Here is a 15,324-nt window from a genome sequence, read left to right as displayed (position 1 = left end):
ATTAAATAAAATGACTAATTTAGATAATAAGCGTTTTTGTATTAAAAATTGATACAAAAACAAATTAAATAAATCGCAAAAAATGTTCTTTTTTGTGTTTTTATTGAATATTGTTGGCTTAGGATTTGTTATCTATTCTTTTATAGATAGTTTAATGCACAACAATATAGGTCCTGCTGAAAAAAGAGTTTTTAGAAACGGATTTACGGAAGTTGATAAATTTACGAATCAAAGTAATCTTTTATTATTAGTATTTGCATTTGTCTATGTGTTCTATCCAAAGAACAGCTTACTTAAAAATGAGAAGTTCTTAATTGCTTGTATGACATATATCCTATTTACTTTTGTGGGATATAACTTGATCTTAAATTTAACGGCTAAAGATAAAGGTTATGCAGCTTTATTAAATGAAAATAGAATAGCTGCTTTTGCTGCAAGTATTACCTTACACTTCATCAACCCTGTTGTATTTATTGTTTGTGGTTTCTTAAGATTTGTATTTAACCCTGTTGAAAAAATTAAATCTTTCAAAGCGTTTGTTATCCCTGGAATGATCTATCCGATTATTTACTTAATCTATGTGATAACTATTCCGTATGTTTATAATTCACATGCTAATGGTGAGTATTATTCAGTATACGGTGGGCCAACAAACGTTATTAAAAATCCTAAATTAGCTTGACCTATCTGTATTGGAATGATTTTTGTTTATTTCCCAATTACATTCTTTCTTATTTGATTCGGGGCAAGAAAAATCAACACAAAATACTACGTACCACCTAAGAGTACTACACCACTAGAAAACTAAACGAAATAAAGAAAAGAACGCTTATTCAAAGTTATTTTGAATTTAATCGTTCATTTTTCTTTTTTAAAAGCATTTTATAAACTTTTAAAAAGAATAAAGAGCCGCTGTTTTACCTGAAAATAAAATCTGTATGAGTTCATTGAATCCTAGAAAATTTAGTGTTAAAAATTGATATAAAAATCAATTAAATAAATCGCAAAAGATCTTTCTTTTTGTGTTTTTTACAAATATCATCGGATTTTTATTAGTACTTCATGGAATCTTTGCAGCTATTTATAATGGTAAGGATGCATTCGTTGTAATTGGTAAATTTACGAATCAAAGTAATGTTTTGTTACTAATCTTCTCAACCATTTACATCTTTTTTCCGAAACATAGTTTTCTTAAAAATGATAAGTTTTTAATTGCTTGTATTACTTATATTTTCTTTACCTTCTTTATTTATAATACGATTAGTGCTGTTAATGCGATCGGAGCGGTTGTCTCACCAAATTCAGATCTAGCAGCTAGCCAGAAAAAGATTGGTTATGCTTTAAGCAAAAAAGGCTTTAGATTATTTGTTGATTTATACAAACACTTATTTAATCCGGTCATATTTATTATTTGTGGTTTTATTAAGTACATATACGACCCAAATATAAGGTTACAGAAATACCATCAGTATTTGATTCCGATTAGTATATATCCGATTATTTATTCAATATATACATCAACAATTCCTTTTGTTTATAAAACTAAGGATGGAACAACTTATACAGTGTATGATATAGCGACTAATACAAAAGATTATCCGCAGGTTGCTTATCCAGTAGTAGCATTCTTAATCTTGATCTGATTACCATTAACTTGTTATTTGGTATGACTAGGAGTAAATAAGATATCCAATAAATACAAACAAAATTATGTTGATAAACAAAACTAAATAAGAAAAATGATAAGAATATAAAAACTTAACAAATTAATTATGAATACATTAGATACGGAAACTAAAAGCTTTGATTATTGATTCAAATATAAACTAGATCGAACGCAAAAAATCTTCTTTTTTGTGTTCTTACTTAATTTAATTACTTTTGGGTTTATTGTTCAAAGGATAATTGATTCATTGCAAACGAATGAAATAAGTAAGAACATGATGATGGTTGAGAACTTTAAAAATGGTTATACCGTGATTGATAAATTTACCAACCAAAGTAATACATTGTTATTAATTTTCTCGTTTTTTTATGTGTTTTTTCCAAAGCACAGCTTCTTAAAAAATGATAAGTTTTTAATTGCTTGTATTGTTTATATCTTATTCACCTTTGTTGGATATAATTTAATATTAAACGCTCTGCACGATGGATATGAGGGAATCAAAATTCCGATCAATTTTGCTAGAGGTATTTTTGTTCATCTGATCAATCCGATCGTATTTGTTGTTTGTGGTTTTGTTAAATTTGTCTATGCGCCATCAAATGGAATTAAGAAGTTTTGATCTTACTTAATCCCTGGGATGATATATCCATTAATTTATGGTATTTATATTGCGACGATTCCGCATGTTTATAACACTAAAGACAACAACACATATTCTGTATATGGTTCAGCTACAGATGTTATTAACAACCCTAAAATAGCTTGGACAGTGATCATATCAATGTTGTTTGTTTATTTTCCGACAACATACTTCATTGTTTGATGATCACATCTTAAGATTTCTAAAAAATACATTAATTTCCCGGCTAAATTAAGAAAGCGTTCTATTAAATACATTAAATTTAAAATTAGCGCATAATAAAACTAAGTCAGACTAAATATATGGATAAAAAAAACATACGTAACTTTAGCATTATTGCTCATATTGATCACGGTAAATCAACACTTTGTGACCGTTTAATTGAAATAACTGGAACAGTATCTAAAAGAGAGATGAAGGATCAACTTTTAGATAGCATGGAATTAGAAAGAGAACGTGGTATTACGATTAAACTTAATGCTGCGCAGCTTAAGTTTAATAAAAATAATGAAGATTACACTTTTCATCTGATTGACACACCAGGTCATATTGATTTTACGTATGAAGTATCTAGAAGTCTAGCGGCATGTGAAGGAGCTTTATTAGTAGTTGATGCTACTCAAGGAGTTCAGGCGCAAACATTATCTAATGTTTATTTAGCGTTAGAAAATAATTTAGAAATTATTCCTGTAATCAATAAAGTAGATTTACCATCAGCTGATGTCGAAAAAGTAAAAAATGATATTGAAACTACAATCGGGATTGATTGTTCAGACGCTCCGTTGATATCTGCTAAGACAGGATTGAATGTTGAAGATGTTATCGATGCGATTATCAAGAAAATACCGCCTCCTAAAAAAGCTGAAAAGAACGATCCATTAAAAGCATTAATTTTTGATAGTTACTATGATCCGCACAAAGGTGTAGTTTGTTTTATTCGATTGTTTGACGGTCAATTAAAAGTTGGTGATGAAATCTTATTCATGGCTAATGGTGCTAAATATATTGTTACTGAAGTAGGGATTAAAAATCCTAATATGCAAAAAAAGGATTATTTAGAAGCGGGTGAAGTGGGTTATGTAGCTGCTTCAATTAAAACCATTCGCGATATTCATGTAGGGGATACGATTACCACTGTTGATAATCCTTGCGATAAACCTTTGCCAGGTTATCGTAAGATAATGCCGATGGTTTATGCTGGGTTATATCCAGTTGATACGGCTGATTACCAAAACTTAAAAGTAGCTATGGAAAAAATTGTTTTAACTGATGCGGCTTTAGAGTATGAATATGAAACATCTAACGCATTAGGTTTTGGTATTCGCTGTGGTTTTTTAGGTTTATTACATATGGATGTAATTCGCGAAAGAATTGTGCGTGAATATAACATTCCTTTAATTCTTTTAGCTCCATCAGTTATGTATGAATGTAATTTAACAAATGGCGAAACCATTAAGGTTGATAATCCTGCTAAGATGCCTGAAAGAAATAAAATCAAGGCAATGTTAGAACCTTTTGTTAAATTAACGATTTCAACACCAGATGAGTTCATTGGTTCAATAATGGAATTATGTCAAAACTTTAGAGGTGAATACCAAGAAATGAAAGAAGTAGATAGTACAAGAAAAATCTTGATCTACGAAATTCCGTTAGCTGAAATTATTTATTCGTTCTTTGATAAATTGAAATCAGTTACCAAAGGTTATGCATCATTAGACTATGAATTAATCGGTTATCGTGAATCAAATCTAGTTAAAGTTGATATCTTACTAAACTCACAAAAAGTGGATGCATTATCATTCATTAGTCATACCCAATTTGTTTATCAGAAATCTAAAAAAATCGTGGAAAAACTCAAAGATTTGATACCAAGACACTTATTCGAAATTCCAATTCAAGCAGCAGTTGGTTCAAAGATTATTTCACGTGAAACAATTAAAGCGATGCGTAAAAACGTATTAGCTAAGTGTTATGGTGGTGACGTTTCTCGTAAGAAGAAATTACTAGAACAACAAAAAGAAGGTAAAAAACGCCTTAAAGCGATTGGATCTGTTCAAATTCCTCAAGAAACATTCTCTAAATTATTGCAAGATGATGAATAATCAGTTAGATTGATTGTTAACAACAATCATTAATCAAGCAAGCATAATGGTATCAGATAAATACAAAACATCATTAATAATTAACTTATCGTTGTTTTTGATTTGTCTGATTGTAAGTGCTATCTTTTTTTGAAAAATAAAATTTGAAAATAAGGGTTATAAAAAACTTTTTATTTTTTACACAATATTTTGAATTCCGATTTTTCTAGTTAGAAGCTATCGTGGTAGTTTACATAATGACTTAATGCTTGATCGTGGTTTATTATATTTACCGCTAAGTTTATATGGTTTTGTGGGTATTTTTACCAGACCATTGTTTGACTATTTAGGAATAAAATTTAAATCACGAAAAAAGGTCATTTTTACCGCTCTTTTGTTACAATTAGTCACTTTTATTCCGATAATTATTAAGCCTAGTTTTGCAACTAATTTAATACAAGTAATTGGTGTTGGAATAGGCGCTTCATGTATTGGTTCATTCTCATTATGATTTAATGAACAACATGCTAAAGAAAAACCTTTTTTAGCGATATCAATTTTATCAATACCGCCATTATTAGCTGATTTTATAGCTTCACCGATCCAATCATTAATAAGAACTCTAGCAATTACACAAAACAAAACTGCTGATGTCGAGATTACAAAATATCTTTGATTAATTGGATTAATTGCGATTATAATAAATCTTGTTTTTTGATGATTTTTACGGGAAAATCCGCAATTTGTAGGTTTAAAAAAAGATGATCCAAAAAATATAATTGATAAATCATTTAACAAAATATATAGTTTTGTTGTAGCTATAATATTCGCTGCTATTGTGATATTTACCAAATTTGCTATATCGGATGGAATAGCTCAAATAACACTGCAGCAATTAGTAGGTAATAGCAATAGCGCTCCTTATGAAGGTTATTTATCAAATATATTCAGTGGTGCTCAACTACTTGGTGGAGTATTAATGGGTGTTATTGGAGTTAAGTATTTTGATAAGTGATTAGTAGCCATGTTTGGTTCTTTATTCTTCATTCTATACAATGTAGGGTTAATTTTATTAATCAATACTGATGCGCTAGAAACAACTAATAAAGGATATGTTTATTTAGCTATTCAATCAATTTCAGGATTTGGTTATGGAATCTTGTACAACCTATTAATAGCCCATGCTTTATCTTACGGGTTTAAAACGAATAAAATAACCCCCTTAGGCATAAATCAAACAACAAATTCAATAGCAATTACCTTTGCTAATTTTTTCACGAGTTTTATCAAAGATAAAATTTCTATAAATTTTATTAAAGCTAATACAGCTATTTCATATATACTTATAGGGATTATTTTAGTAGGTCTAACTCTTTATTTCTTTAGTAGTTGGATCGAGAATGGTAAAAAGATCAAACCAATCTTTACTAAAAAACCATTTAAATACTATATTTAAATTGAAGAAATTCACGAAACGGAATTTTTTAGTAGATTATAATAATATAAAATGTTTTGCTTATTTCAAAACTATTAGGAATTAATTGTGGCCAAAAAGACTAAAAAGAAAAATGATCTTTTCGAGGATCAAGAAGTTAATGACGAAATAAACGACGAAGATTCAGAGGCGATATTTGGTAACCTTTATGATGGTGCTGATGACGTTGTACCAGCAGCGTTAGCATACGAAAGTGGTCAATTACCAGAAGACGGTTCGATTCAAGTAGCATTTGATGCAGATAATAATGCTTACTACATTTCATACGATGCTGAAAATGAAATATTTATCGAACCTTATGAGCAGTATGAATTAGATGCTTCATCTTTATATGATGCAGAAGGTAATCCTTTTGATTTCTTTGCTAATTATTATGTAGAGCAAGAAGAAGGTGCTGAAGAAGAAAGTTCTGGTGAATACTGAGAACAATTTATTGGTGTCGAAGGATATGGTTATTATGATGAAAATAACGAATGAGTTTGATCAGGTTATTTCGATGATAACAATGAGTTCATACCAGAACAAGCTGAAGAAGCTGTAGAAGAAGAGCCAGAAGTACAAGCAGAACAAGAAGAATCAGTTGAAGAGCCACAAGCTGATGAAGTAGCAGAAGAAGAAGTTGTTGAAGAAGAACAACCGGAAGAACTACAAACTGCACCAGAAGAAGAATACCAAGAAGAATCAGTTGAAGAAGAAGCTGCGCAAGAAGAAACTGTTGAAGCTGCGCAAGAAGAGTATCAAGAAGAAGCTGCTGAAGAAGCAGTTGAAGTGGCTGAGGAAGAATACCAAGAAGAAGCAGTTGAAGAACAAGCTGAAAAACAAGCTGGATCTGCTGAAGTTAATTGAGAAGATTACATTGGCGTTGAAGGGTATGGTTGATACGATGAAAACAACGAATGAGTTTGAGCTGGTTACTTTGATGATAACAGCGAATTCGTTCCTTATGAATACGAAGAAGAACAACCAGCTGAAGAAGCAGTTGAAGCTGCGCCAGAAGAAGAATACCAAGAAGAAGCTGTTGAAGAACAAGCTGAAGAAGATTCTGGTGAATACTGAGAACAATTCATTGGTGTTGAAGGGTATGGTTGATACGATGAAAACAACGAATGAGTATGAGCTGGTTACTTTGATGAAAATAATCAATTCATACCAAATGAATACTCTGAAGATGTAGCTGAAGAAGTACAAGCTGCACCAGAAGAATACGCAGAAGAAGCTCAAGAGCAAGCTGATCAAGAAGTAGCTCAAGAAGAATACCAAGAAGAAGCAGTTGAAGAAGCTGTTGAACAACCTGCTGAAGAAGAAGCGGTTCAAGCTGAAGCTGAAGAACAAGTTGAAGAAGCGGTTGAAGAAGCAGTTGAAGAACAACCTGAAGAAGTTGAAGCGCAAGCTGATCAGGAAGCTGCTGATGAAGTAGTTGAAGAAGAAGCTAGTGAAGAATACAAAGAAGAACAAGTTGAAGCTGTTCAAGCTGATTCTGACGCATTCGAAAAGGCTCTAGCAGAAGCTGATCAATCATACGATGAAAACGCGCTAGTTCCAGTTGAAGAACACTTCGATGACCAAGCTGCTGACGATGATGTTGTTGAAGAAGAGCCAGCTCTAGTTGAAAAAGCACTTAACTGAGAAGATTATGTTGGTGTTGAAGGATATGGATTCTACGATGAGAATAATGAATGAGTATGAACTGGTTACTTCGATGAAAATAACGTGTTCATCCCTCAAGAAGGATTCTTAGATCTACTACCTCCTCCAGGTGAAGAACAAGAACACTCTGAAGAAGATATCCAAGAACTAGAAGCTCTAATTGAAAGTGAAGAATTAGCTGAACAATTAGCTGAACAAGAACAAGATAGTTCTCGAGAAGTAGTTGAAGAACAAGCTGAAGAAGCTGTTACTACAACTGAAGAACAACCTGCTCAAGAAGTTGTTACTACAGCTGAAGAACAAGCTGGTAGTGATGAAATCGTTAAAGTTGACGAACCAACTCAACCAGAAGAAGAATCAACTCAATCAGAAGTTCCTGCTACAACTGAAGAAAAACAACCAGCAGTTGCAGATGATCAAATTGCTATCGTTGATCAACAATCTGAACAAGTTGTTCAAACTAACATCGAACAATTCATTGGTAACATTGACTTTGGTTATTATGATGAAGCTTCAGAATGAATCTGAACTGGTCAATTTGATAGCTATGGAAACTTCTATGACTTCGATGGTAATCTAGTTTATAAATCTGGAAAACCAGCTGCTGAACAAGCAGAAGTTGTTGCTGATAAACAACCATCTGAAGCAGTTGCTACTGATGAAATCAAACAAGTTTCAACTGAAGAAGTTGTTCAAACAGAACAACAAACTCAACCAGTTGTATCTCAAGAAACTCAACCAGTTGCATCTCAAGAAACTCAACCAGTTTCAACCGATGAAAACAAACCAGTTGTAGTTGAAGAAGTTCAACAACAAGTTGTTACTAATGTAGCTGTTGAAGAAGTTAAACCTCAAACTCCTGCATTTGAATTCAAACCATCTGATTTATCAGATCAAATTCCTCAAACTTCATTAGTTGTTAGTGAAGCTGACATTTTATCTGAAAACATCGTTCAAGAAGTTAATTCAGATCTATTAGACTTTAACAAAGTTGAAATCGCTGGATTATTAAATTCAGCTCAAGTACCAGTTCAAGTTGAACAACCTAAGATTCAACCAGTTTTTGAACAAGAAAAACTTGCTTTACCAGCATTTAATACACCAATCCAAATCAGCACAGCTGAACCATTAATTCAAAACGAATTAATTGATGTTAAAGTTCAAGTTGAACAACCTGCTGTTGATTATTCTAAGCGAAGTGAATCTACTGCCTTAGCAATTATCAACCCAGTAGTTGTTGAAGATCAAGCTGCTAGCGATCTAATTAGTGTTGATGCGAACAACTTTGTTCCAGAAGCTACTCAAGCTATCTTTAATCAACCTAAACCAATTCAACCAATCCAATTTGACGAAATCAAGTTATTACAACCAACTGTAATTGCTGATGTTAAATTTGACACACCACAAGCTCAAACTGCTTTAGCATTAGTTCAACCAGCACCAGCATTACTTGGATATGACAAGATTACACACATCAGTGATGATCTTAAAGTTAATGTTGATATCTCATCATTAGAATCTACTGATGAACAAATCAGAATCAATTTATCTCAAGAAGCTCTATCTGGATCTTCTAAATTTGATTTGTTTGCTAAAAAACCAGAAGCACAAAATGAATTTGTTCAACGAGTTGAACAAAAACTTGATCTACAAGTAATTGAACAACCAGTTGTGCTAGAACAACCTAAATTATCATTAGATAAACAAACTTATGCAGATGAATCAAGCGCTATTAACATTAATGTTGATGAATCTGTTTCAGTTAAAGAAAAAGCAATTCAAATCAACCCAGTAGTTAATGAAACTTCTGATTTTGATATTAACAATATCTTAAAACCAAAACAAGAAGAAAAACCTGCTGAAGTTATTACTGTTGAATTACCTAAAAATCAACCAGAAATTATTCCAAGTCTTTATGTAAGTGTAGTACATGAAGAAGCTAAACCAGTTGAACAAATTATTGACGATAGTTTAATTACGGCTGATGAAATTATTGTTCAACCAGAAGCAGTTGTTGAAGTATTTGAAACTACAGAATTAGATTCTGATAAGATTGAATTCGAAGTTGTTGAAGAACAACAAGAATTAGTTGAAGAATTAAATATTTCACCTGAACAAATTCAACAAGCAATTATTGAATCTGAAACTAAAGCAATCAATAAAGATGATGAAATTACTTTAGTTGATGATGAACCATTCTTTAACAAATTCATCGGTGATGAAAACTACGGATACTACACTGATAAAGGTGTATGAATCTGAAATGGTTACTTTGACGAAGAAGGTAACTTCGTATCTGATAAACAAGACAAGATTTCTAAAGTTGATGAATTAATTGAAGAAATGAATCAACAAGCTGAACTTGAAAAAGCGCAAGCTGAAGCTGAACCATTCTTTAACAAATTCATTGGTGATGAAAATTACGGATACTACACTGACAAAGGTGTATGAATTTGAAATGGTTACTTCGATGATGAAGGCAACTTCGTATCTGATAAACAAGACAAGATTTCGAAAGTTGATGAACTAATCGAAGAAATGAATCAACAAGCTGAACTTGAAAAAGCTCAAGTTGAAAAAGAAACTGAAACATTCTTTAATAAATTCATTGGTGATGAAAATTACGGATACTACACTGAAAAAGGTGTATGAATTTGAAATGGCTATTTCGATGATGAAGGCAACTTCGTATCTGATAAACAAGACAAGATTTCGAAAGTTGATGAACTAATCGAAGAAATGAATCAACAAGCTGAACTTGAAAAAGCTCAAGCTGAAAAAGAAACTGAAACATTCTTCAATAAATTCATTGGTGATGAAAATTACGGATACTACACTGACAAAGGTGTATGAATTTGAAATGGCTACTTCGATGATGAAGGCAACTTCGTATCTGATAAACAAGACAAGATTTCGAAAGTTGATGAACTAATCGAAGAAATGAATCAACAAGCTGAACTTGAAAAAGCTCAAGCTGAAAAAGAAGCTAAAACTGAATTAAAATTAATTGAATCTAACGATCAAAAAGAAGAATCTAAAGAAGTTAAAGCAAAAGAAACTTTTGTTATTGAAAACTTTATTCAAGAACCAATTCAACTATTAAACCCTGCTAAAGAAGCTGAAAATCTATTAACTGTTTATCAAACTGAAAAAATTGATATCAATAGTCTTCGTGAAGAATTTAATAAGATCAAAGCTAGAGAAGAAAAAGAAGAATTTGATAACTTTAGCTACATCAATGATTTAGATGTAATTAATTTAGATAAAGCTTCAACTTCTAAGAAGAGTAATGTTTATGTATTCTCTGGATTCGAGAAAAAAGAAGAACAATTTGATAAGAAGAACTTAAGTTATTTAGAAGAATTAAAAATAAATGAAGTTGTTCCATTGTTAGAAGAAACTAGAGTAAGTAATTTAAGTGAATTCTTAAAACAAGATCCACAAGTTTTACTTCTAGAAGCTCACGAAGCTAAACCAGTTAATCCAAATACAAGTTTAGCGATCATTCCAGCTAAAGATGAAATTAAACTTATAACTGAAGTTCAAGTAGAATCTATCGAAAAAGAAGTTGAAGTTATTGAACAAGTTAACGCACTTCAGCCTATTGAACAGGTACAAGAACAACACGAACGTTCATCTCTAGAATTTTATGTGCCTAAATTTGATGATCAAAAATCATTTGAAAGTGTTGGTTTTGCATTACCTGCATCTAAACAACCTGAAGAAAATGAAGTTCAAGAAGTTGAACTGATCGATGTAATTACTCCTATTGAACAAGATGAATTATCATCTGAAAAACGTTCTGCTTTAGATAGTTACAAACCTACATTTGAAGACTCTAAATCATTTGAAAGTGTTGGTTTTGAACTTCCTGTAGTTAAAGAAGTTGCTCAAGTTCAAGAACAAAATAACTATGAAGAATTCGAAGAAGTTGATTCAATCGATGTAATTGCTCCGATTGAAGATGATCAAATCGAAAAAGTTCAAGAAACCGAAAGATCATTATTGAATAATTACAAACCAAACTTTGATTCTGAAAAAGCGCTTGATAATTACGGATTTAATTTTGCTAAACAAGACTTTAGTAATGTTCAATCTGAACAAAAAGTTGAAGAATTAGCAGTTAATGATGATTTAGTAACTGCTTTAGATCCAATTGAACAAGATGATATTAATATATCAACTAGAGAAGAACTTAAAGTTCAATTACAACCAAATATAGATCCAATTGATGTTATCTTAGATGAAGTTAGTGCTTTAGCTGAAGAAGACGATCAACCAATTACTAAGATTCACTCATTCAGTTCTTCTGATAACAAAAAAGTTGAAGATATCATTATTAAAACAGAAGATAATGATAACTACATTCAATTAGATGAACAAGATGAGCTTGATCAATTAATTAATCATGCAGATGATTCATTTACAAATGTCGTTGTTGAGTTAGAAGAAGAATCTCAACCAATTGTTGTGAGTGACAGCCAACAAACTCAACAACAAGAAAATATAACTAATCAAATCGCTGTACCTAACGAAGTATATAAGAAGGATATTGCAGAATTGAAACAATTCTTAGAAAAACGTTCTGAAGAGTTATTCAAACAATACTTTGCTAAATTTGAAGAATTATCAAAACGTCAAATTGAATCGTTTAACAATATTAAAGATGAATTACGTTCTGAAATGGACGAAATTCGTGACGAAGTTAAAGCTAACCAATTAGCTGTAACTTCTGAAATTAGTGAAGAAATTTATCCTTCAGCTCCTAAAATTACAAGAAAACAACAACTTGCATCTGATTTCATTAATCAAACAAACGAATTTGAATTTGATAATTCGTTATCATTAATTAATGAAAATAACTATGATCTATACGAATTACTAGATCGAATCATTAATTACGAAGACGTTCAATTAACAACTAGCAATGTATTCAAATCAGAGGAATACCAAGCTAAGATTAAACAAAGCGTTAATGAAGTTAAGATGATTCTTAAAAACTCTGAAAGAGAAGCGACTAAGAATTACAACTATATCTTATCTACACTGAAAAATGAAATCAGTTTATTACAAAAAGATCTACCATTAATCATTGCTCAAATTAATAAGATTCAAAATGATTTAAGATCTGGCGCTGTTAATAAAAATGATTATCGTTTTGCTCAAGAACAAATCCAACAATTACGAACAGAACACGCTAACAAATCTAGAGCTATCAGCTTCTACAATAAGAAGATTAGCGATCTTAAGTCAATTTACGCTCAACAAATCAGAAAAATTAAATCTGATTACAAGAGAATTAACGATTTAATTAACAATAAACAAGAAAGAAAACCGTTTATTCAACCACAACCTCGACCAAGAATGGCTTTTGATAATTCTAGATTTGCTCCTAGACAAGATGTCAAACGAAACTATGAACAGTTGTACAAAACTCAATTACAACAAAATCCATTCAGTTATGGAAATAACTACGGTAGTTTCAAACGCTTTGATTCATTAATTGATAATAATAATTATGAATACTTCATCGATCACCAACCAAGAGAATTCTTTAATGATTTAGAAAGTATTGATAATGATATCTTCAGTTCTAACGATTTAATTTATTCAAACCGCAATACATATTTAGATGAGAATTTCAAAATTAATGATTTTGAAATAACAAGCGGATTCGATGATATCGATGCTATCTATGGTATGGATAGATTAAGATTACCTGCTCTTGAAAGTGGTAATTCTATGAATGATCTAGACTTTACTAATATGTTTGATATTGATTTTGATACTGATTATTAATAAAATAATAGTTAGGTAATGAGGTAACTAAATGGACAATAATGAAACAAAAACACTGGATTTAGGTGTTCCTTCAAACCATAATAAATATGGTGATGGTTTAGCTGTACCTCAAGCAATTCAATTAGATCGACAGGCTAATAATTTTTATAATAATCATTACAATTCAGCTTCACTAGAATTATCTAATTATCAAGATCAAGCACAATTATCTTTAGAAAGACCACAAGATAGAAAAATACCAAAGTTTTATAAAAAAGAAATATTTTTTAATTCAATTGAATTAATCTTCGGGATTTTGGTATTATTGTTTTTTGGATCAGGGCTAACGCTATTGTGTTTATACATTTACTTTAATAGTAAATCTTGACATATCTTGTGGTCGCTTATTCCGTTTGCAATTCTTGCGATATTTATTGGTTATCGAACAATAAGTAATTACGCTAATATTAAATCCGGATTAAAACACGAACATATTTTTAATAAAAACCAAATTGCTGTTAATATTAAAAGAGCTTATAAAAGCTTAAGAATCTTGCCGATTAATGTTAATTGATTGTCAGCTGGTATTTATATAACTGTGATAATAGCTATTGTAGTCACTTTAGTAACTGCTTTTGCTGTTAATTTAATTACGATCGCTAACAATACAGATAGTTTTACTCAAGAACAGATAAAAGAGGCTAAAGCGTTTGGTTATTTATATGTTTTAAAACCTCAAGCTAACTTGGATAGTTGACCACTTTATTCAATTATTGTTAATGGTTCAATTGGTATTACTACTTTAGTGTTACAAATTTACTTAATAATTAATAGTTCAGTTAGAGCTAGATCGATTGAAAATTATTATGGCAAAATGCCAATCGAAGAACAAGATATTCAAAAAGCGATTGAATCTGCTAATAAACGTAATTTTAAAATATTTTTGGTATATCTAATAGTATTAGGTTTAATAATGCTTTTAGCAAAAAAAATTATTTCAGGTTCATTGGGTATTTTAAATAAAAAGAAAGTTGTCTCAATTGGATAAATTTTGTTATCTAAATATTTAGATTAACTAAATAAACAATCAAAACGAATATATAATGTCTTATTTAGAAAATAATCAACTTAAATTAATTGGAATTGATCTTGATGGTACTTTATTATCGGTAAAAAAGAAGGTTACCAAAAAAGTAATTAATGCTTTACTTAAATTAAGAGAAAAAATTCCTGATATTGTTATAGCTATAATTACTGGTCGTTCTTCGCTAAGTGCTAAAAGAGTTGTTAAAGAATTAGAAGATGCTGGTGTAAAAATTGATTATCTTTGTTCTTCTAATGGTTCAATGCTTTATAAAATAAATGCTAATAACCAATATCAGAAACTTGATGAGAATAATATTGATCCGATTAAAGCTAAGATTATTTTTGATTACTGTTTAAAGAATAAAATTTTATTTCAAGGTTATTTAGCTAATAGTAAAAATGATAAAAATGTTGTAGTGTCAAACACTTTTTTTGGTAGATTATTTTCACTACTTAATAAAAAACACAGCTTTGTATCAAATGATTTTGTTGAATCTGAATATCATAAGATTAATTTAATAAGTTTTTCTAAAAGAAAACTAAAAAGATTTAACGAACACATTGCTGAAAATTATCCAGAAGATTTAGAGATTGCTAACATATATTCAACATTTATTGAAATAACAGCTAAAAATATCAATAAAGCATATGCGTTAAAAAGCTTATGTAAGTTAGAAAATATCGATTTAAACCAAACAGCGGTTATCGGTGATTCGTTAAACGATTATTCGATGTTTAAGATAGCTAGCTATAAATTCGCAATGAAAAGAGCGAATAAAAAACTAAAACAAATTTCTACATATATAGCAAGTTCAAGGCGTAATAATCAATTTAATGAAATCATTGAAAAAACAATTGCTATTGTTGATGAAAAGAAAAAATAAAATCACGCGAATTAATTCAGCGTGATTTTATTTTGATTAATTTT

The 15,324-nt window shown here is 30.4% G+C and carries 8 protein-coding genes; all 8 read left to right on the top strand.

Going from position 1 to position 15,324, the window contains the following annotated elements; translation table 4 throughout:
- Nucleotides 1-10: 10 nt before the first annotated feature.
- The 8 genes from NMG77_RS02925 to NMG77_RS02890 all read left to right on the top strand — a co-directional run bounded on the left by NMG77_RS02925 (nucleotide 11) and on the right by NMG77_RS02890 (nucleotide 15,280).
- Nucleotides 11-808, top strand: coding sequence for a DUF1600 domain-containing protein (locus tag NMG77_RS02925; RefSeq protein WP_255045720.1), 798 nt, complete (start codon nucleotides 11-13; stop codon nucleotides 806-808).
- Between the two features lie 130 nt (nucleotides 809-938).
- Complete coding sequence (locus tag NMG77_RS02920) at nucleotides 939-1,730, top strand: DUF1600 domain-containing protein (RefSeq protein ID WP_255045719.1); 792 nt, start codon at nucleotides 939-941, stop codon at nucleotides 1,728-1,730.
- Nucleotides 1,731-1,772: 42 nt separating this feature from the next.
- On the top strand, nucleotides 1,773-2,585 hold the full coding sequence (locus NMG77_RS02915) for a DUF1600 domain-containing protein (RefSeq protein ID WP_255045718.1): 813 nt from the start codon (nucleotides 1,773-1,775) through the stop codon (nucleotides 2,583-2,585).
- Nucleotides 2,586-2,608: 23 nt separating this feature from the next.
- Nucleotides 2,609-4,408, top strand: coding sequence for a translation elongation factor 4 (lepA, locus tag NMG77_RS02910; RefSeq protein WP_255045717.1), 1,800 nt, complete (start codon nucleotides 2,609-2,611; stop codon nucleotides 4,406-4,408).
- Nucleotides 4,401-5,843 carry an MFS transporter gene (locus NMG77_RS02905; RefSeq protein ID WP_255034467.1) on the top strand — a complete coding sequence of 481 codons (1,443 nt, stop codon included), beginning with the start codon at nucleotides 4,401-4,403 and terminating at the stop codon, nucleotides 5,841-5,843. Before lepA ends, NMG77_RS02905 begins: the two co-directional genes overlap by 8 nt.
- An 87-nt stretch (nucleotides 5,844-5,930) precedes the next feature.
- Nucleotides 5,931-13,328, top strand: coding sequence for an EAGR box-containing protein (locus tag NMG77_RS02900; protein WP_255045716.1), 7,398 nt, complete (start codon nucleotides 5,931-5,933; stop codon nucleotides 13,326-13,328).
- A gap of 31 nt (nucleotides 13,329-13,359) precedes the next feature.
- Nucleotides 13,360-14,358 (top strand): MSC_0882 family membrane protein, encoded by a 999-nt coding sequence (locus NMG77_RS02895; protein ID WP_255045715.1) that lies wholly within the window; start codon nucleotides 13,360-13,362, stop codon nucleotides 14,356-14,358.
- Nucleotides 14,359-14,413: 55 nt separating this feature from the next.
- Nucleotides 14,414-15,280 carry a Cof-type HAD-IIB family hydrolase gene (locus NMG77_RS02890; RefSeq protein ID WP_255045714.1) on the top strand — a complete coding sequence of 289 codons (867 nt, stop codon included), beginning with the start codon at nucleotides 14,414-14,416 and terminating at the stop codon, nucleotides 15,278-15,280.
- Nucleotides 15,281-15,324 lie beyond the last annotated feature (44 nt).

The organism is Mycoplasma bradburyae (genome assembly GCF_024339025.1).
Classification (GTDB): Bacteria; Bacillota_I; Bacilli_A; order Mycoplasmatales; family Mycoplasmoidaceae; genus Mycoplasmoides; species Mycoplasmoides bradburyae.
The sequence above is the reverse complement of the archived record's forward strand: the minus strand, read 5'-3'. Positions and strand labels throughout refer to the sequence as shown.